The sequence below is a fragment of the Deinococcus radiotolerans genome (assembly GCF_014647435.1).
Taxonomy (GTDB): domain Bacteria; phylum Deinococcota; class Deinococci; order Deinococcales; family Deinococcaceae; genus Deinococcus; species Deinococcus radiotolerans.
The window spans coordinates 14,527-34,324 of the sequence record NZ_BMPE01000012.1 but is presented as its reverse complement, the minus strand read 5'-3'; the positions used below and the strand labels follow the sequence as shown (position 1 = coordinate 34,324).

11 protein-coding genes and 1 pseudogene are annotated in these 19,798 nt (G+C 68.0%); 8 read left to right on the top strand and 4 right to left on the bottom strand.

Annotation, left to right across the window (positions count from 1 at the left end; translation table 11 throughout):
* Positions 1-7 precede the first annotated feature (7 nt).
* The gene (locus tag IEY63_RS15965; protein WP_189069992.1) at positions 8-1,810 is read right to left on the bottom strand and encodes a Tle-like phospholipase domain-containing protein; all 1,803 of its coding nucleotides are present in this window, start codon (positions 1,808-1,810) and stop codon (positions 8-10) included.
* A gap of 1 nt (position 1,811) precedes the next feature.
* Here IEY63_RS15965 and IEY63_RS15960 point away from each other — a divergent pair, with 1 nt between their 5' ends.
* Both IEY63_RS15960 and IEY63_RS15955 read left to right on the top strand, forming a co-directional pair.
* A complete protein-coding gene (locus IEY63_RS15960; RefSeq protein ID WP_189069991.1) occupies positions 1,812-3,038 on the top strand; it encodes a polymorphic toxin type 15 domain-containing protein in 1,227 nt (408 codons plus the stop codon).
* Positions 3,039-3,055: 17 nt separating this feature from the next.
* Positions 3,056-3,601, top strand: coding sequence for a GAD-like domain-containing protein (locus tag IEY63_RS15955; protein ID WP_189069990.1), 546 nt, complete (start codon positions 3,056-3,058; stop codon positions 3,599-3,601).
* A 160-nt stretch (positions 3,602-3,761) separates the two neighbouring features.
* Here IEY63_RS15955 and IEY63_RS15950 read toward each other — a convergent pair whose 3' ends face one another.
* Together IEY63_RS15950 and IEY63_RS15945 are read right to left on the bottom strand one after the other, a co-directional pair.
* Positions 3,762-6,545, bottom strand: a complete 2,784-nt coding sequence (locus tag IEY63_RS15950; protein ID WP_189069989.1) for a DEAD/DEAH box helicase — start codon at positions 6,543-6,545, stop codon at positions 3,762-3,764.
* Positions 6,542-10,447: a hypothetical protein gene (locus tag IEY63_RS15945; protein WP_189069988.1), complete on the bottom strand. Its 3,906-nt coding sequence runs from the start codon at positions 10,445-10,447 to the stop codon at positions 6,542-6,544. Before IEY63_RS15945 ends, IEY63_RS15950 begins: the two co-directional genes overlap by 4 nt.
* Positions 10,448-10,624: 177 nt before the next feature.
* Here IEY63_RS15945 and IEY63_RS15940 point away from each other — a divergent pair, with 177 nt between their 5' ends.
* On the top strand, positions 10,625-12,613 hold the full coding sequence (locus IEY63_RS15940) for a hypothetical protein (RefSeq protein WP_189069987.1): 1,989 nt from the start codon (positions 10,625-10,627) through the stop codon (positions 12,611-12,613).
* 226 nt (positions 12,614-12,839) lie between these two features.
* On the top strand, positions 12,840-14,243 hold the full coding sequence (locus tag IEY63_RS15935) for a DUF945 family protein (RefSeq protein WP_189069986.1): 1,404 nt from the start codon (positions 12,840-12,842) through the stop codon (positions 14,241-14,243).
* 187 nt (positions 14,244-14,430) lie between these two features.
* On the opposite strand, the gene IEY63_RS15930 is transcribed toward IEY63_RS15935, so the two are convergent.
* Positions 14,431-15,090 (bottom strand): hypothetical protein, encoded by a 660-nt coding sequence (locus IEY63_RS15930; protein WP_189069985.1) that lies wholly within the window; start codon positions 15,088-15,090, stop codon positions 14,431-14,433.
* 127 nt (positions 15,091-15,217) lie between these two features.
* Here IEY63_RS15930 and IEY63_RS15925 point away from each other — a divergent pair, with 127 nt between their 5' ends.
* The 4 genes and pseudogenes from IEY63_RS15925 to IEY63_RS15910 all read left to right on the top strand — a co-directional run.
* Positions 15,218-15,634, top strand: a complete 417-nt coding sequence (locus IEY63_RS15925) for a hypothetical protein (RefSeq protein WP_189069984.1) — start codon at positions 15,218-15,220, stop codon at positions 15,632-15,634.
* Between the two features lie 367 nt (positions 15,635-16,001).
* A complete protein-coding gene (locus IEY63_RS15920) occupies positions 16,002-16,961 on the top strand; it encodes a hypothetical protein (RefSeq protein ID WP_189069983.1) in 960 nt (319 codons plus the stop codon).
* Between the two features lie 264 nt (positions 16,962-17,225).
* The gene (locus IEY63_RS15915; RefSeq protein WP_189069982.1) at positions 17,226-18,104 is read left to right on the top strand and encodes a site-specific integrase; all 879 of its coding nucleotides are present in this window, start codon (positions 17,226-17,228) and stop codon (positions 18,102-18,104) included.
* Positions 18,105-18,464: 360 nt separating this feature from the next.
* A pseudogene (locus tag IEY63_RS15910) lies at positions 18,465-19,628 on the top strand (NF041680 family putative transposase); the annotation flags it as partial.
* Between the last annotated feature and the right edge of the window lie 170 nt (positions 19,629-19,798).

The window sequence follows — 19,798 nt, the reverse complement described above, 5'->3', positions numbered from 1 at the left end:
CCCCACCTCACCGCTGCCCTTCCTGTTGAAGTCGTTTCAGCCACGCCTGTCCTTGTGTCTGACCAGGATGCCACGCCGTCCAATGCCCCAGCAGATTTTCACGAACCCTTTGACGATCTCTATCCTTGATCGCCACGTACCCGCCGTTCAAACGGATCTGCGTGAGGTACGACGGGATGACGGGCAGCCCGACCGGAATGTTGACGTGGTCCGCGACGTCCTTCATGGGAGACGGGAGGGGCACCATAGGTTTGTGGAAGGCGGGCAAGCCCAGGGCACTCATCATCTCATTCTGCGTCTGTGACATCGGCAGGACCTGCACGGTGCCCAGCCACAGGTACGTCGCCCGGAACAGCTCGTAGGTGGTGTCTCTCTTGAGTCGGTCCTGCGTCGCTTCCAGCAGCAGGTTGTACCCGAGGTTTTTCTGAACCATCTCCTCGACGTACCCCAGCTTGTTGAGCGCTGCTGGGACAACCGTGCTGCGGGCCCACTCCACCTTCAGGCGCGGGTCCTGCTTCGTGTTCAGGCTGCCAGTGACGGTCATGCGTGCCTGCGTGCCACCCGACTCCTGGCGGTCATGCGCGCCGTACTGCACGATGGCCCGCTGCTCCGGCGTCAGTTTTGTCGGGTCCATGCCCTGCAGCACGGTCGTCAGCGGGTAGGCCACGTGGCTGCTGGTTCCGTCCACCGCTGCTTTCGAGAGGCCGCCCGCCTGCGTGAAGCGCGTGAGGTACTCGATCTCCCCGGGCAGGTGCGTGTCCCCGGACTGCGGCACGATGTCCCCCGCCACGCGGTAATGGGTGCTGTGCGCGTCACTGTGCGCTGTGAACTGCGCCGCCAGGTCCTTCGGGAGTCCAGGCGCCTGGAAGGTGATGACCTCCGCGACCTTGCCCGGCATGCGGGCGGCGGCCACCTGCGCGAGCCCGCCACCCAGGCTGTGCCCAGCGAACACGGCCTGCTTCACCTGGGTCATCGTCAACTGGATCAGGTCCCAGTTCGCATTGATCTGGTTCACGCCCACGCTGGCCTTCGCGAAGTCGCCCACCATGGTGTCGACCCCGCCTTCCCGGGTGGTGGCCTGCACGCCCTCCGTCCCGCGGAACACCACGATGGGCTCGCTGAACTGCGCGCGTCTCGCCCGAACGGCCGGGTCCCTGATCTGTGCCAGGGGGACAGGCGTGAACAGCCGCATCTGGAAGCCCCACAGGCCGGAGACGGGCGGGCCCGCGTGGTATCCGAAGAACGCCAGAAGCTGCTGCGGCTTCACGCCGCTTTCGAGTTCCTGCGTGTTGCCGTCGTGGTCCGCGTCCTGGAGGTCCTGATCGCGGGCCAGGGTATCCAGGTTGACGTCATTCATATAGGAGACGCGGTTGGTGAGTTGTTCCACGAATGCGTGGAAGGTCAGCTGAGTGGAGGAGAGGTCGGTCTGCACGCCGATGCGCTTCTGCACGGCGAGGGCGTAGTTCCCACCGAAGCGTGTGGCCAGCGCGGCGTAGAACTCCAGGCCACGACAAGCCTGCATCCGCTTGCGCAGATCCAGGAGGGCCGCGCGGTCCAGTCGGTCGAAGATCCCTTTGAGCTGCAGGGGATATATGGGACGCTGGAAGATCCCGGCGTTCGGTGGGCGGTAGACGAACCGGCCGAGATTCAGCGCTTCGACGAGCGCTTCGGGATGCGTGGCGGCGTATTGCAGGGCCGCTTTGAGCTCAGGGTCGCTGGCCTGGGGCGTGACGGTGGGCGCCGCCGCCTGCTGGGGGCGGGTGGTGGCCGGTTGCGCCTGCGGGCGGCGTTGTTGGGGGGCGGTGGTCAAGATGCAGCCTCCTGCTGCCCGCAGCGTACCGGACGCCCGGTCACCCGCGTGCCTCATGTGCCCACGCGACCGCCGTTACGCGCAGGCGTCCTTTCTGGCGGCAGTGGGCGGCATGATTCCGATCGCGCTGACCTGGCTCGGGAAAGTTGCGGGACTGGGCAACTTCGGGAGCAAGGTCAAGGCAGTCATTCAGAAGGTGCGCGGCCGGCTCGACCGGGTGGTGGACAAGATCGTGGCCAAGGTCAAGGGCCTGATCGAGAAACTGACCGGCAAAAGCAAAGGGAAGAGTCCTGAATCTGTGAGAGACCAGGCAGATGGAACCTATGGAGTGGTGAAATTCACAGCAGGTAAAGAAAGGCATTCTGTTTACACTGAAATCAAGAATAATCGCCCCAGAATCATGATTGCCTCTACGCCAATGGACGCCATCTCGCAATTGCAGAATTTCAAGAAAGAGGCTGTCGCCGTTGGAGCAGGGAAGGAATTGGCTGGACACTTCCAGCAGGCGGGTCAGGAAGTTGGGAAGGGTCTGTCAATACTCAAAAAATCAGTTACATCCAATGATTTTAACGTCAAGAATAGACTGAATGAACAGGCGCTGACAACAAATAATCGGATCGCCAGATATGTTGAGGTGATCAGGAGTGTCACGCAGCAGGCAAAACTGAATCTGCCGAGGATGCACCGCGTAGACATTGCGTTTACGACCGGGAGTTTTCCTGAGCAGAAGCGGGAATTCCTGCTGCAACTCAGAGAGCAGGAAGCAGGCCTGAATGCCATGACGATCGCGAGCTGGGAAAAGAACCGGAGTGCATTCGTGGCGCGCTTCATTGCGACGGGCAGCGGAAGAGACACAACTGTTGCCAACAGGGCGCAGAGGACATCCACGAGGCTGAGTAAGGCCGCTTTGATTGATGATCTCGCGGCGAATATCATGGCCAATGACCCGTCAATCACGCTCAAAGAGGCGCGGAAGAAGGCCGCGCCTCACGCGGAGACCTGGATTCAACAGCAGCGCCCGCTTCATAACCCGGACCAGGTTGCGGGAGGCGAACCTGCTCCAGCACACCCGATGGCTATGGGCGGAAAGGATGTGAACGGTTCGATCGGTCCACAGTGGAAAACACGAATCGGTCAGCTGGACAGCCAAGTAGCAGCTTATCAAGCATCTTACCCCGGCGTAGATTGCAAGAAAGTCAACGTTAATGTTCGACTGACCCTCAGCTAAAGAAGGAAAATGGAACTGTGTCAAGACTAGATGAAGCAATTGAAATGTTTCGCGAAGATTTTAAGCCCGCCAAGCCCTTCAAGTCCATCTCAGAACAGGGCCTGAACTGTCTCCCCGAGGAATGGCAGGCTTTCTTCAGGGAAGTGGGTATAGCCTCTAGGAAAGATGGGTTTATCTGGACAGTAGACCCAAGTGACTATACCTGGCTGCTAGAATTATTTGATCTTGATATGACGCCAGTAGCGAGAAATTCATTCGCCGACTTCTACATGATTGATAAAACTGGCACGCTCTATTCGTTTCTGCCGCAGTATAGACAAATGGACAGGGCTTCTTCCAATGCCATTCTCTCTATCGCCGCGTTGGGAACCAAGAGCACAACGGATGATCCCGAAACACTGAAACGCCACAAGATTGAAATGAAGGCAGGACACCGGACGGCGTATGACACGTGCTACTGCCTGCGCCCTATCATTCCATTGGGTGGTTCTGAGGAAGAATCCGAACTCTACGTTGGTGACGTGAAAGCCTATCTGGAGCTGATCGCTCAGGCGACCTCGTAGACCTCACGTGCCACCCTTGACGAGGATTGCTTTCAGTCCCTGACCGCTCTTCTTGCTGCCCCACGCTCGCCATACAAGCCGCGGCTTCGGGATGGGAGATTGGCAGCCAGTCGCTTCCTGAAGCGTGGCGCTCCGGCGCGAGTGCCTCGCTCCACCTCCCTCAGGGCAGCGCTCTGGTCAGCTGTTCAGGTTCCTGGCCGGCCCACGCCACGCCGGTCACGAGGTACCCGGCCGGGTGGAGGTCGTCGCTGGCCCCAGCGGCGAGCAGGTCGTGCAGGGCGCGTTCAAAGTCCGGCCACGCGTCGGCCGTGAGCGTGGGAACGCCTGGCGTGTCCGCCGTGGGTTGCTGGAGGTGCCCGCTGAAAGCCGGTGGGTTGAGGGTGACGCCGCCCGCCTGCCGCTGAAGGACCACGAAGCGCTCACTCAGGGGCCGGCCGCGGTCGTCCTGCCAGCGCAGGACCGCGCAGGTGGTGCCGCCCGCCCCGAGGGGCGTCTGGGCGACGTGACCCCCGAAGGCGTACGTGCCGGCCAGGTCGAACAGGGCGCCCAGCAGGGGAGAGCGGCTGTCGAGCAGCGTGGCCTTGTGCTTGCTGGCCGCGCGGCGGTTGAACGCGACCCGCTGGTTCTGGTTGAGGTTCAGCTGGACTTGCAGGTCCTCTGTGAGTTTGATCTCCCACACCTGACCAGCGTGGAGGCGGTGGGTGACGGTCACGCCGAGCTGCTCGAACATGCCGTCCACGAAGGCCATCAGGTGCGTCTCCCCGATGGGGAGTTCGCCCCTCAGGGCGTGCGGGTCAAAGCCGCTGGAGTGGCGCAGCAGGTCGTCCTGCTGCCGCGCGGCCTGCCGGGCCCGCTCGAGGGCCTCCTCAATGCGGGCCTGCGTGCGGCTGGGCGTGTGCGTGGCCGCCTCAGCCAGGATGGCCCTCACGTCCAGGAAGCTCGCGACTTCACCCACGATGTCCTCCTGCAGGCCCTCGCGGTACTCGTCGGCGACGGACGCGAGGTCCGCGGCGACCGCGTCAAGCCGCGCGTACATCTGCCGCAGGATCTCGTCGTCGAGGCTGCCGGAGACGTTGAGGTTGAACACCACGACCGGCCGCTCCTGCCCGTAGCGGTAGAGGCGCCCGACGCGCTGCACGAGCCGCATGGGGTTCCACGGCAGGTCGTAGTTCACGAGGACGTGGCAGCGGCGCTGCAGGTTGAAGCCCTCCCCGCCCGCCTCGGTGGACACCAGGAACTGCCCGGCGTTCTCGAAGTGCGTGATGGCCGCGGCGCGCTCCTCGAGGGTCTGCCCGCCGTGGATGACATCCACGCGGCCTGGCGCGAGCTGCTCGAGGGTCTGCACGAGGTAGTCCTGCGTGGAGCGGTACTCCGTGAAGATCAGCACCCGCTCGTCCGGGTTGCCCGCCAGGATGCCGCCAATCAGGGTCTGCGTGAACGCCTGAAGTTTCGTGTCGTGCGCCCGCAGCCCCCGTGCGAGGTCGATCAGGCCGCGCAGCAGCTCCGTCTCCCCGGAGAAGAACTCACTGCGCGACCCGCTGACCTGCTCGTCCCGTTCCACGAACGGGCTGCCGTCCTCCTCGTCCGGCCGGGCCGGGTCATCCTGCCCCTGGCGTTGCAGACGCAGGAGGCGGCGTTCCAGGGCGCCCTGGATGGCCGCGACGCTGGACGCGGCGAGCTTGCGGTAGATGGTCATCACAAACCCGATCGCGATGGCTTTCTGGTTCTCTCTGCTCGCGTCGTAGCCCTGCTTCAGGTAGCGGCGCAGCGCCCGGTCGAACACCTCTTCCGGCTCATTCTGCGCCGCGGTGACCGCGCGGGTGACCTTGCCCTTGAAGATGAAATTCCCCTGCGCGTCGGTGACGTCCGCCTTGCGGTTGCGGATGACCAGCCCCGAGAGCAGCTCCGGTTCGAGCCGCAGCCGCGCGATCCGCTCCCGCCAGACCGGGCCGGGCCGCAGCAGTTCGAGCAGCGCCTCGAAGCGGTCGAGGTCCCCCTGGTGCGGCGTGCCGCTGAGCAGCACCACGTTTTCCGTCAGGGCGCGCAGCGCCGTGGCCAGCGCGTAGCGTTCGGACGTCTTGTACGTCAGGCCGTACAGGCTGCGGGAGAGGCGGTGCGCCTCGTCGAACACCACCAGGTCCCAGCGGCCGGACTGCTGCGCGAGTTCGAGGTGCCGCTCGTGCTTCAGGCGGTCCATGGAGGCGATCACCACCTCGTACAGCGGCCACTGGGCAGGATCGCTGATCTCGAAGTCCTGCCCGTAGATCACCGCCTGGGTCAGCCCGAAGCGGGTGCGGAGTTCCGCCTGCCACTGCCGGGTCAGGCCCGCCGGGACGACCAGCAGGACGCGGCGCAGGCCGCGCGCACGCAGCGCGGCGAGCAGCAGGCCCACCTCGATGGTCTTGCCCAGGCCCACGTCGTCCGCGATGAGCCAGTTGAGGTTCCCGCTCTGCAGGATGCGCTGCACGAGGTGCAACTGGTGCGGCAGCGGATCGATGTCCACCTGCGCCAGCGCGCCGGTCGTGCGGTGCCAGTGCTGCAGCGCCAGCGCCAGGTGCCGCAGCCGGAACCGCTCCGCGAACCCCGCCAGGGGCGCCACGCCCTGCTCGAACAGGGTCTGGGCACTCCAGACGGGTACGAGCTGCTCCCACGGCAGCCACTGGCGCTCCCCGGCCGTCCAGAACTCCACCAGGGCCTGTTCCCGCCCGCCGAGGGTCCGCACGTCCAGCACGCGGCCCTCCCCGAGGGATGGGCGCAGGCTGCGCGGCTGGTCCTGCACGACCTGCCCGGCGCTCAGGCCGCAGCGGACGTCCGCCCGGCCAGCACGCGACACGCGCCCGGACGGCCACGTCACGACCAGCCGCCCGCCTTCATGCCCGGTGACCACGCCGGTCTGCCCGTCCCGGACGTGCGTGACGAACGCCCCGGCCGCCGGGAGGGTCACCGCGCCTCCCGGGCGCTCAGCCAGTAGTCGAGGTCCACGTCCGGGTCCGCCCGGTCGAGGATCGCCCCGAGCCGCTGCGAGAAGGCCGGCAGGGACCGGGCCGAGCAGGCCACCTGGGCGTACTCATACAGCCGCTCGAGCAGCAGGATCATATCGTCCAGCCCCGGTACGCCGGCGCAGCGGCGGATCAGGGCGATCCCCAGACCCCACGGCAGGCTGTCGTACCGGGCGGTGTACGGCGACTGGTAGTGCGTCTGGTCGTGCCAGTAGGCCCGCAGGTGCAGCAGCAGTTCGAACTCATCGGGCGTCATGCCCCGCGCGATCTCCCGCTCAATGCTCTCCCGCAGCTGCCCCCAGCGGTCGCGGTCCAGGGCGTCCGCGATGAGGTGGAACCCCTGCTCCCAGTCGTACTGGTCACTGAGCCGCACCGCTTCCCGCTCGGCCCGCTGGCGCCGGGTGAGTCGTCCCGTCGCTGGCTCCGGACGCGGGGCCGGCCGCGCCGGGGCCGAAGGCCACGCGCCCGGCCGGGGCGGCTGCGGCACGCCGCGCACCGGGGGCCGCAGCGGCGCGGGCCGGACCACCGGGTGGGACGGCCCAGGACCGGCCAGGGGCCGCGGCGGTGCCGTGGTCGGCATGGGTGGAGGTGTCACGGGCGACGGCGGGCTGAATGCCAGCGGCGTCAGCGGTGGCGTGATCCCCCGCGCCTGGAGGGGAACCGCGGCCGGGCCGGTCGGCGCGTTCCGTGCGGCGGGCGGCAGCGGCGCCACTGGACGCAGGACCGGGCGTGGGGCGGCCGCGCCCGGTCCGGACGGACGGGTCACCGGGTCCGGGCGGACGGGTGGGGTCTGCGCGGGGGCCGGCGAGCCTGCTGCTGGGGCACCCGCTGATGGTCGGCTGGTGGCTGGCGGCACCGTGGGGGCGGGCCGACCGGCCTGACCAGGGGGCGTGACGTGGAGCACGTCCGGGGCAGGCGTGGGGCCCGGTCGTGCCGGTGGCGTGGGTGCAGGGAGCGTGGGGACAGGGAACGTCTGGGGCGGTGGGGGAGATGGCCGGGCGCCCGGTCCAGCGCGCCCGGCTACCTGACGCAGGACGTCCACCGTGCGCGCCTGAGCCGGCCACGTGGCGCACAGGACCGTGAGGTCCTCCTGCGCGGCCTGCCGCTGCCGCCGGGTGTCCTGCAGGGCCGTCCAGAGGCGCTCGCCCTCCGCGCGGCGGGGCCACAGCGACCGGTCCCAGGCCTCCGGGTGCCGGGGCAGCCCGTAGCGGTCACGGACCGCGGCCCAGGCCCGCGTCCACTGGCCGGGCTGGGCTGGCGGCGTGGGGACCGCCTGGTCCACCAGGGCCTTCCACTGCGCGTCCAGGGGCTGCAGGCGCCGGTTGAAGGCTGTGAGCTCGTCCTGGATCAGCGTCGCGATCCGCCGGGGCGACGGGGCAGGGGAGAAGCCCAGCGCGGCCGCCTGCGCGGCGTAGGCGTCTCTGGCGCCTTGCAGTCGGTCCTGGGCGCGGGGGACCGCGGACGGTCGGGTGCCCGCCAGGGCGTGCTCCGCCTGAATGACCGCTCCGGCGTGCAGTTGCAGCTGCCGCAGGGGGCCGAGCACCGCCGCGGACCGGTCCTTCTCGGTCTGGATGGCCGCTGCGATCTGGGCGCGTTCCGGCCGCGTGGAGGCGGGGGCCGCGCTGGTGCGCGCCCACGCGTCCACGGCCTGCGTGATCTCCCCGGGCAGGGGACCGCTGACCAGCTGGGCGAGGCGCGGGCCGTTCAGGCCCGGGCCGGCCCAGCGGTCCAGCGCGGCGCGCGTCTGGCGTTCCTGCTCGTGGAGGGCGTCGAACCGGGCCAGCAGCGCCCGTGCGGCCGACCCCTGCTCGGGTGTGAGGTGTGGGGTCGTCCACGGCCCGGGACGGGGGCCGGGCGGCACCGGGCCGGGTGGGCGGACTGGCTTGGCCGTCCAGGCCGGGAGGGCCGCCGCGACCGGTTTGACGTCGGCCGAGGCGGTCTCATGCCGGACGGTTCGGGCCGCAGGGTCAGATTGAATTGGCGCTGGGTGAGCCGGGGCTGGGGGGCGCGGCCCACTGGGCTGGGCGGGCGGGGCGGCGCGGGTGGCCGTCTCCACCGCCAGCCGCAGCGCGCTGACCTGCTGCGCTGACCTGGGCCACCCGGCCCACAGGGGCGTCATCAGGGCTTCCACGTCCGTCATGGTGGCGCGCGCGTCCAGCCAGGTGCGCCGGAGGGCCGCGCCTTTCTCCCGCTGCGCCCACAGCCGGTCCCAGGTTTCGGGGTTGACCGGCGCGTCAGCCGGCGGGGCGGGAGGGGACGTGGCGGGACCTGCGGGCCCCTCCCGCCCCGCCGGGAGGGGCCGGCTGACCGCGTCCGCGAGCTGCAGGGCGTCCACGCCGGTCCCGGCCCACTCTTCGAGCGCTTCAAGGCACATGGCGGCGCGCGCCGCGGCGCTGGTGTGGCGCACCAGCAGCGCCTGGGCGCCTGCCAGCTGCGCGCGGTCCAGCACCGGCGGACTGATCGGCCGCTCCGGGGCCGGGCTGGGCGTGGCGGCCGCCTGCGGTGGGCGCGGGCTGGGCAGGGCGGTGGGAGCGGCCGCTGCCCGGGTGGGCGTCCCCCGCACCGGCGCGGCGGCGTGCGGCCGGTCGGCGCTCAGGCTGGCGAGGTGGCCCTGCAGGACCCGGAGGAGGGCCACGCGCTGGGCCTGCGTGGCCTGCGCGTGCGCCTGCTGTGCGCGGGCCGCGTGCTGCAGGTGATCACGTCGCCCGTGAAGGGCGTCCAGGAGGGCGACGCGCGCCGCCTGCTGCTGGGCCTGTTCCTCCGCCTGGCGCCGCGCCGCCTCACGCTGCCGTTCCTCGAGCATCCGCGTCCGTTCGAGGGCCTCAGCCCGCGCCGCGTGGGCCCGGGCGGCCGCCGCCTGCAGGGCCCCGAAGTGCCGCGTGACCGTGTCCGGGTCCCGCAGCGGCGCCGGGAAGGTGGTCAGGTGACGTTCGAGGGCCTCTGCGGCGGCCTGCAGGCGACGTTCGGCGTCGGCGTGCCGCGCCCACAGGGGCCGCGCGTCTTCCCGGCGGCGCCAGAGGTCCACCCAGTGGTCCCAGCGGGGCAGCGCGTGCGCCTGCTGCGCGGCCTGCCAGGCGGACGCCGCCTGCTGATGCAGCGTGCGCAGGGCGGCCCGCGTGCCCTCGTCCTGATCACTCAGGCTCCACAGGGCCGTCCGGGCGGCGTGCTGCTGCCGCTCGAGGTCCTGCTGCTGCGCCGTGAGCCGGACCTGTGCCCGCGCAACCTGCCCCGGCACGTCCGCCGGGTCCGGGACCGGCTGGACGCCCTGCTGCTGCGCGCAGGCCTCGTAGGCCAGCCGGGCCCTCGCCTCATCCGCGCGCGCCTGATCCACCGCCCGCTGGAGGGCCCCGGCCTGCCCGGACACGGCGCTCCAGAGGGTGGCCAGCCCGCGTCCCTGCTGGCCCGCCTGCCGCGTGAGGGCCTGCGCGAGCTGCGCCCGGACGGTGGTGAGCCGGTCGGCGGCCGGCTGCAGCGCGGCCAGCGCCTTCACGTGCGCTGCGTCGTGGTCATGCGCGGCGCGCCTCCCCTGGAGGGCGGCGAGCTCCGCCGTCCACTGCGCCCGCCTCGCCTGCCGCTCCTCCAGGTCCTGCTGCAGGCGGGCAGCGCGGCGTTCTGCCTCCTGCTGCGTCTGGACGGCGCCTTCCACTGCGCGCGGCAGCTCGCCGGTCTGCAGCAGCGTCACCACGCTCAAAGGGACGTCCGGGCCAGCCCAGCCCAGCAGGGCGGCCTGGCAGGCGGTCAGGTGGGCGTCCGCGTCGGCCCGCTGCTGGACCAGGGACTGGAAGGTGTTCAGTTGAGGGCCGTCCGGACCCTCGGCAGGTGAGGCGGGGGCGGGCGCGGCCGTCATCCCGGGATCGCCCGTCCCGTGCCCGGCTGTGACGTGACCCGGACCGGCCAGTTTCTGGAACGCTCGTTCATGGTCCTCACATCATCACAGGTGACCGCGTCACCTGGTGACGCACCTGCCGGGTGGGCGGCCCACCACACCGGCCCACGGCCGCGCCGGATGAGGGACACTGGGGCCATGACGCGCCTGCGGGGACCCGACGGACAGCGCCTCCCCCGCGGTGACGCGCGCCTGAGCGTGACCGGCGCGGGTGGCCGCGTGGACCTCACGGCGCTGCTCACCCACCCGGACGCGCTGAAGGCCTTCACGCAGGCCGAGGCGTCCGCGCTGGACGCGGACATGCGCCGCGCGGAAACGGACGAGACCCTCACCGTCGAGGCGCAGGGGACCCTCATCCGCGCGGCGCTGCTCCGGCAGGCGCTGCTGGTGGGCCTCGAGGTGTACGCCGCCGATCCGGACGTCCTCTTCCTTGAACTGCTGGACGACGTAAGCACAACCCTCGGCCGCCTGGGGCCGCCCGGCGGGCGCCTGGCCCTCGCCCAGGGCGCGGCAGGCCTTCAGGACCTGGAACGCGTCCCGCTCCTGCCAGAAGAGGACCAGCACGCGGTCCGCCTGATCCTCGACCGCGCCGGGCCCGCCGGCGTGACCGCAGACGACGCGGTGCACGCGCGGCTGCGCTGGGCCGGGTACCGCGCGCCGCAGGTCCCGCAGTCGCCCCTCACCCCGCTGCGGGCGGCCCTGACCCCCCCGGCCACCCGCGTGCCGGAGCGTATGCCCGCCGAACAGGAGCTCCGGCAGCTGGCGCAGAGCGCGCTGGAAGGGGAGCGCAACGCCGCGCTGCTGCTCCTCACCGTCAACGCCCGCGACCGGCTCGAGAACGCGCCCCTGATTGGCGTGCTCGACCTGACCCTGGTGCTGCTGCTCACCCTGGACCGCCACCACCAGGCAGGCGGCACGGACGACGCGGTGACCCGGCGGCTGCGCCACTGGCACGCCGAGCTGCACGCCCAGCTCGGCCAGCCGGACCTGCCCCGCGCCAAGCAGTTCCGGCGCCGACCCCACCCCGACCTGCCCGCTCGCACGCGGGACGCCCGGCGGCGCCTGCGGGCCCTGCGGGCCGCGCGGCGGGGTCCACCCAGTGCCCGTGAGGCGCTCAGCCGCCAGACGCTGTGGACGTCCCTGGATCACCTCGACGCGCTGCTGACCCAGGGCCTGGATCCTGAGGCCGACCCGGACCTGAAGGCGCACCTGACCCTCACCACGCTGCTGGCCCTGACGTCCGTGGCCCGCGCGCCCGGCATGAGCCTCCCAGTCATCGTGGAGACAGCCGCGCGCATCGCTGACCTCGATCCCCTCTGGGCGTGGCAGGCCACGCAGCCCCCGGAGACCGGCGAGGGCCTGCTGCGCCCGGAACTGGACCTCACCGTGCAGGCCCTGACCGTCACCTCACACCTGACGGGCACGCCGCTGGGCGCCCGCGCCCACAGCACCCTGCGCCTCGCGGCCGGGCACCTGCTGGCCACCGTCCGCCGGGCGGGCCTTCGCCTCCCCGGGCAGACCTTCCTCGAGACGTACTTCCAGCGGTTCGGGCCCCTGCAGGCCCTGCCCCTCACCCCCGCCCGCCAGCGGCACCTGCGCGCAGAACTCGTCACACTGCTGGGCGAACTGGCCGCTGAGGCGCAGGCTGCTGCAGCGGATGAACGCTCGGCCGGGGATGAGGCGGAGGTGGCCGCGTCGCACGTCCCTGAACCTGTCGTGGACGTGCGGCCCCCCTCCGCTGACGAGACAGACCTTGACCCGGCTGAGCCGGCACACGTGCGGGCCGCGCGGGCGCTGCTCGCAGGCCGCCGCGTGGTGCTGCTCGGTGGTGTTCCCAGTCCCAGCCACCACGCGGCCCTGACGCGGAGCCTCCACCTGAGCGAACTCGACTGGATCGGGAGTGACGCGTACGCGCACGGCACGCACGCCCGCGCCCACGTGACCCCCGACACCGCCCTCGTGATCCTCGCAGTCCGCTGGATGGGTCACGCCCACAGCACCCTGCGCGACGTCGCGCAGGACCTGCACGTCCCGTTCGTGATGCACCCCGGGGGCCTCTCCCCGTCCAGCGTGGCGTGGCAGGTCATGCATCAGGTCAGCCGCCAGCTGGGTGCGGCGGCCCATTGACCTGTATCCGTTCGTGTCCCCTCAGTGCCCATTTTCGAAAAGAAAAGATTGTCCTAGACAGTCTTTTCATGGTGTGCTGAGTGGGCGGGCAGATGATGGGTCGTGGTGAAGCCGCCTCACGGTTCTTCCATGCCGAGCCGCGTTCTGGCATCGCGTGACCACCGACGATGTCGGCCCATCCACGCGCAGGCGGCGACCACGGAAGTGAAGTCATCTCGCGCTGGAGGTGCGCTCCGACAGCGACGTGGACCTGCGCTTCTTTCCCGCCGGCCTGACCCTCCCCGCCAGCGCGGCCACACATGAGGCAGACAACCACCCGGGCGTCACCCACCATGGAAGCGAGATGAAGAGCGCCCCAGTCAGAATTGCCCTGATCGCCACCGCTGCCCTCCTCCTGGGAGGCGCAGGCCTTGCCGTCGTCGCCGGTCAGCAGACCCAGCGGGACGTGCAGGAACAGCTCGGCCGTACCAAGAAGGCCCTGGAAGACTCCGGCCTGGCGACCATGGTCAGCAGCCCGTACCAGGGGAACGCCCTGGGTGGCACGCAGGTCACCACCCTCACCCTGATGCCGGAGAGCGACGAGCCCTTCGTGATCACGCTGACCAGCCACGTGCACAATGGTCCGTTCCCCGAGGGCAAGGCGTTCGGTGCAGCGACGGTCACGACGGACGTCACCTTCCCGGCGGAGGTTCAGAAGACGCTGGACCAGGCGTTCGGCGGTCAGAAGATCAGCCTGCAGACCCTCGTCAAGTTCGGGGGAAACAGCGTCACGACCTACCGCGTGCCGGAAGGCCAGTTCACCGAGGACGGTATGACCGCCACCTGGAAGGCCGCGAGCGGCACCGTGACCGCCGAAGGTGACCGTGTCCGCTCCGACGGGCAGTGGCCCGGGCTGACCATGAAAGGTGACGGGGGCCTCGTGACGGTCGGGAGCTCGACGTGGTTCATGACCGGCGAGAACGCCGCCGACGGGCTGGGGGACGCTGCGGCCACGCTGAACGTCGGGGCGGTCCAGGCCACCCAGGATGGCAAGACGCTGTTCAGTTTCGGGCCGGTCAAAGCCGAAAGTGCAGTCCAGAGCGACGCGAAGTTCGTGTCCAGCAGCGCCACCTACCACGTCGCCACAGCGGCCTTCGAAGACCAGGCGCTCGACAACCTGAACCTGAAGGTCACGGTGGGGCACCTCGACCGCCAGGCGCTGGCAAAACTGAGCCGACTCGACCTCGAAGCTGAGGACTTCGATCCGGACGTCCTGAACCCGATCATCGAAGCGGTGCTGAAAGGAGCGCCCACCGTGTCCATCGACCGGTTCTCAGTGGGGAGCGGCAAGGACGAGGTGCAGCTCACTGCCAAAGCCGCCCTGAAGGCCGGCGCGAACGTCGACTGGAGCACCCTGATGCTCAACCCCGCCGCCCTGATGTCCCTGCTGACTGTGCAGGCGCACGCTGAAGGTGAGGCGCAGGCGATCGAGGCGCTGGCCGGGGACCTCGCCCCGGGCGAGTCGGACGTGGGTATGATGCTGCAGGCCGCTCAGGAGCAGGGCATTCTGGTCAAGAAAGGCAGCCGCCTCGTGACCGATGTGCAGCTCGACCAGACCGGTGTCAAAGTCAACGGCGTGCCGATGCAGTAAGCGCCGGGTCCGGCCCCCACGGTGTCGTGGGAGCGCCCGTGCTGGCGCATACGCATCCTATTCACTACCATTAACCGTGCCATTTGAAGAGCATCAGGCAGAGGAGCGAGGTCGCGTGAGCGCCATAAGTCCAGCCTCTCGCTTCCCTACATGAGGATCCTTGTGACATTCACCCTCCAGTGGGCCGTCAAGTTTGGTCTGTCCATTTCGTGGGCCCATCAGACATTGTGTCCGCTGCATCGTCCGCCCGAATGCTCACCCACTCCTGATCGTAGAGGGTCACGAAATGCTCGCCCATTTCGACCCGGATCACGTCCCGCAGTGCGGCTTGACACTCGTGTCCGGTCTTCGAGTGGTAGATCTGCTGACTCGTGACGAACGTCTCTGCCGAGTGGATCAGTCGTTCGTTCAGCGATTCACCCGTCATGCCATACACCCGCATGGACCGGGCGAAGACCTCGAGGTAGAGGTCGCGCGCCTGATCCCGCGGCAGACTGTCCAGGCAGCCATACGCGAACCACATCAGATAGCCGTTGCCGTGGCCCCAGTCCAAGGTCGCCTCGATGAGGGTGGGGAGCACACGAAGCAGCTCTTCGGCATTCAGTTCACTGAACCAACGCACCGGAAGATGCTTGTAGTACCGACCCACTAACTGTCGTTCTAACTCGGCCACCCGGTCGGTCAGCGCAAGTCGGTAGCGCATGGCCTCAATCTGATACTGGAAGGTTGGGTCTTGGAGCCCCTGGATTCTCTGGTCTGGGGCGCGCTTGCAGTGATCGGCGACAGCGCGGGCTGCGTCGTCCAGTCGGGCCAGTTCGGGACTCATGCCGATGTCTGGGAGGTTCACAAGGTCGAGTCTATGGCGACGCTTTCCTAGGAGGCCGGTCAGGTGTGCGATGCGCTCTATCACCAGCAGATGATGTTCGACACGGGCCATTCAGACTGACAAACCGTTCCTGACGAGCCACCAGTTCATGACTGTCGCCATCGGCGCGGCCACACTGACCGCGTGTGGTCCCTACGCGCCCCCACTTGCACCGAACACGCCCGTGATTCAGGTTGAGGGATCGGCGATCACGAAGTGTCAGACCGTTAACTGGACCATTCAGGTGCTGAACAACGGAACGGACGTGACCAGCAAGTACACGTACACCAACATCAGTGAGGGGAACGTCCCGGCCGTCGCAGTCCCCTCGTTTGACGTCACTGCGCCAGGAACCTCGATCGTGCGATTGGACCCCTATGATCCGTCCGGGATAGACACCTACCGGTACACATTGACCTGCCAGACTCAGAATCTCTCGACTGGCCTTGACGTGCCGGTGACGACGACCTTCCTGAAGCCGGTCAACGTCCGTTTTGTTGATGGCAAGATCGTTGCTCAGTTCTGACTGAATCACGTACGGGGATGTCCGGGGCGCCCAGACAGCCCGCGTGACTCGCATAGGTACCTGGGTGTGACCTCGGTAGGTGCCTGTCGCGCGGCAGGTCTGGGTCATGGCTTCCCTCATGAGATTCTGACGGGTGGTGCCCCAGCTGGCGTCACTCAGCAGCAGTGCGCATCTGCTCGGTATGTATGTGGATACAGATATGAGAAGATTTTGAGCTGTCCGCTTGCGTTCCATGGATGCGCAATCCAGTCAGAGTCTCATTTCTGCTTCTGCCCGTGCTGAAGCGCAAGGTATCGTGTTGAGCGGCTCGTACTAATAGACAATGTTTCATACTACCTCATATCTGTCATTGAGATATGATTTCAGTATGGTTCACCCCGCGGATGAGCAGGCCCGGACCCTCACCCACGCCCTCCACACCGGCGACCTCGATACGCTCGTCAGTACCCTGCACGCCCAGGGCATACTCGCGGGCCGGCCCGCTCAGCTCATCAGTAACCTCCGCCCCATCGTCACGGCCGCCCAGCGCGACTACGTCAGCCTGCTCCGCCCGCCCGCGGATTTTCACGCGTGGCTCAGTGAGGTCCTCCTCATCAACGCGGACGGCACTCCTGCCAAACCCAACACCCGCACCAGCCGCGTGCTTACCCTCCGCGCCCTGTACCGGGCCCTGCGGCACCTCGGCGTCATCCAGGGCGACCCACTCCTCGACTTTCACTCCCCGGCCCCTGAGCGGCGCACCGATCCCCTGCCGCCGCGGGAAACCCTGGCCGCGCTGGTGCACGCGGCCCGTTCAGATGCCGCCCTGCACGCCGCGCTGCTGCTGCTGTGGCATCACGCTGTCCCGGTCGCGTCCCTCCTGCGAATCAAGTGGGCGGCGTTCAACCCGCAAGGCCGCACGCTGCTGCGTGGCGACGTCGTCAGTCCACTCACGCCGGAAGCCGCCACCGCCGTGGAACGCCTGCATCACCGCGCCGGCTACAACCCGCTCTTCGACGGCACCCTGGAGACGGTGGCGGCCCTGCGCATATTCCCGTACGACTCACAAGACGCCCTGCGGCTGCGCATCCTGCAGGTCACCCGCCACGCGGAACTCCCCTTCATTCCCCCAGGCGCACTCCGCCGCGCCGCCCTGAGGGACCACGCGCAGAGCGCCACTCACCTCGGGTACCTCAACAGGACGCACTATGACCGCGTCGTCCAGTTCGCCCAGGCGGTCGCCCACCACGACCCAGCCCCAGCACCGTCAGGGCACGGCCCCGCGTTTAAGTCAGCTGAACAGCAACGGGGCACAGGGGACAGGCCCACTGATGTGGAGCACTCGTGAAACCAGCCGAGTGAAACGGCGTTCAGGCCAGGAGACGCCCTCCAGCTCTGTTCCGGAGTCACGTTGTCGCGACCCCGGAACAGGGTTCTCTCCACAGGCGTAGGGCTGGGGCTCTGGCGTGAGCGCTATCTGCTGGCTGTTGTGATCGACGTGGGATCCTCCCACCGACCTGAGCTCCAGTCCTGGCAGCTGAGGAATGAGGAAGTTGGCCAGAGTCGCTCCTTTGTTCTATTGTTCTATACAGTCCCATACACTGTTGGTGAGATGCCAGGCGACACCCTCCACCCCGCCGACGAACGCGCCCTCAAGTTGACAAAAGCCTTCCGCGACTACGACCTCGACACCATCGCCGCCACCCTCGGGGTCGACGCCCTCAGCCGCCCCCTCGCCCAGGTCCACAGCAACCTCAAACAGGTCTTTACACAGGCACACGTGGACGAAATCGACCTGCTCCAGCCCCCATCCCACTTCCACACCTGGCTCGCCGGCCCGCTCTCCACCCCCAACCGCGGCCCCGGCCCCCTCAAAATCAACACCCTCACCGCCCGCGTCGTCACGCTGCGCGTCCTCTACGACGCCCTGATCACCGAAGGTGTCCTCACCATCAACCCCATGACCGGCTACCCCAACCCCGGCAGCGAACACGCCAGCGACCCCATCCCAGACCGCGAAGACATCGAACAGCTCCTGAAGACGGCGAAAACCAGCGGCCCCGAGCTGTACGCGGCCCTCACCCTCATCGATGAGCACGCCTTCCAGGTCAGGGAACTGCTCGGGTTGAACTGGTCCAGGTACGAGCCCAGCACGGGCGAACTGCTCCGCGCCAGGACCGTGACGGTCCTCTCCCAACCGGCCCAGCGCGCGCTGGAACCCCTCCTCAAGGAAGCCGGTGGCCCCCTCTACGCCACCGAAAAGGCCCTGCCCATCTTCCCCATGACCCCCGAGGACCTCCGCATGCAGCTCTGGAAAGCCTGCAAGGTCGCCGACATCCCCCACATTCCCCTCAGCGCCCTGCGCCGCGCCAGCCTCCGCGACCACCCTGCCCGCATGGCGGCCAGCGGCTTCACCAACGACCAGGCGTATAGGCGCGCCCTGCGTCTCGCAGGTAAGGTCGTCGACAAGCACCGACGCGACGAGCCATAACCGCAGCACTCTGTACGTCAGACCAACCCAGGTCGTATCTCGCCATACGGCGGAGCCAGCCCGCTCAGTTCGACCCACACCCGACTCCGGCCAGGACGGCTCCTCCGTACGTTCGAGTACGACCACAACTTCAAGATGCCTCGTCTGCCTCAAGGGGCGGCATTGACTGACCTGGTCGCGGTGGAGGTCGGGAGGGGCGACCTGTGCGAGTGTGAATAACATTGAACATCTCGCGCTTGTGTACACGAAGGCGGTTCTGACGGGCCTGAGCAGATTTCGCCGGATCTGCCGCACCACTCAGTCTGCTCCTGAAAGAGCTGGGACTGGCCCATCTGGATAGCTTCATCGGAGAACCTATACCTGTACGCAGCGTTGACCAAGGGCACGCTCGATGCCGAGCGTGTTCGAGCACTCGTCGGCACCACCCTGAACGCCGACCATCCACTCGTCTTTGCCATCGATACCTCGACCTGGGTCCGGAACGATGCCGAGACCAGTCCACAGCGGGGGTACTTCTATCATCCGAGTCGTCACAGCGCTGGAAAACCTGTTGTCGCGGGCTGGTCCTACTCTTGGGTCGCCCAGCTTGGACCCGTCAGCAGCAGCTGGACTGCACCCCTTGATGTGCGTCGAGTTGCTCCTGGCCGAACAGCGCACGAGCTGGCTGACGAACAGGTTCAACACGTTGTGAATGTGCTTCCCGCAGGCGGCGCATCGCCGCTACTCGTCTTCGATGGCGGGTACGATCCTGTCCGCCTGTCGAAGCTCAAGGACGCTGACAGAGTCAGCGTCCTTGTCCGTGTGCGGCGCAATCGACGGTTCTTTTTCGATGCTACGACTCGTCCGGGTCCCCAGGGAGGTCGCCCACGCATTCATGGGGCCAAGTTTCTGTGCGCGGATCAGACCACCTGGCCGGCACCCCATCTGGAGCATCTGGAAACCACGGAGCAGTACGGGACCGTCCATGTCCGTGCCTGGACAGGGCTCCACGTCAAGACCACTCAGGACACTCGGCCAGGATCGCGTCACTTCAAGCCGACGTACAGCGGGACCGTGTTGTTGTTGGAGGTGGCGAAGTTGCCCCGGGAAACGCGTCAACCGCAGGCGTTCTGGCTCTGGTGGCGGGGACCGGGCGTGCCGGATCTGGCGATGTTGTGGCGCGCCTACACGCGTCGGTTCGATCTGGAACATACCTTCCGCTTCTGCAAACAGACGCTGAACTGGGAAACACCACGTCTGCGTCATCCGGAGCAAGCGGACCGTTGGACGCTGTTGGTGCTGCTGGCCTTCACCCAACTGCGCTTGGCCCAGCCAGTGGTGACCGATACCCGTCTTCCGTGGCAGCGACCACAGGAACGTGGTCGCTTGACGCCAAGTCGAGTCCGGCAGGGTTTTGTCCAGTTGCTGGTACCCCTAGGGAGTCCAGCGTGCGCGCCAAAACCGTCGGGCCGTTCACCCGGACGACCGAAAGGGAAGGGTTCAGGCCGAGCGCCTCGCTTCCCCGCCTTGAAGAAGAGCGCCTGACGACTTCCGATCCTAGAACAAACGACCGCAACATGCGCGGTCGGCTTAAATCACGAGCTAAGGTCACCAGCACCCTCAAGGGCACCCAATGCTGCCGCCCGACGGGCCTAACTGCGCGCTGGGGGCCGCTGCTGTAGTCAGGGCAGGACCGTGCGCGGGCGGCCTGTGAT

Bases quoted from the DNA above. Each gene is read 5' to 3' on its own strand.
- IEY63_RS15960 (WP_189069991.1), top strand. From the start codon at position 1,812: ATGCAGCCTCCTGCTGCCCGCAGCGTACCGGACGCCCGGTCACCCGCG.
- IEY63_RS15925 (WP_189069984.1), top strand. From the start codon at position 15,218: ATGACTGTCGCCATCGGCGCGGCCACACTGACCGCGTGTGGTCCCTAC.
- IEY63_RS15915 (WP_189069982.1), top strand. From the start codon at position 17,226: ATGCCAGGCGACACCCTCCACCCCGCCGACGAACGCGCCCTCAAGTTG.
- IEY63_RS15920 (WP_189069983.1), top strand. From the start codon at position 16,002: ATGGTTCACCCCGCGGATGAGCAGGCCCGGACCCTCACCCACGCCCTC.
- IEY63_RS15940 (WP_189069987.1), top strand. From the start codon at position 10,625: ATGACGCGCCTGCGGGGACCCGACGGACAGCGCCTCCCCCGCGGTGAC.
- IEY63_RS15945 (WP_189069988.1), bottom strand. From the start codon at position 10,447: ATGACGGCCGCGCCCGCCCCCGCCTCACCTGCCGAGGGTCCGGACGGC.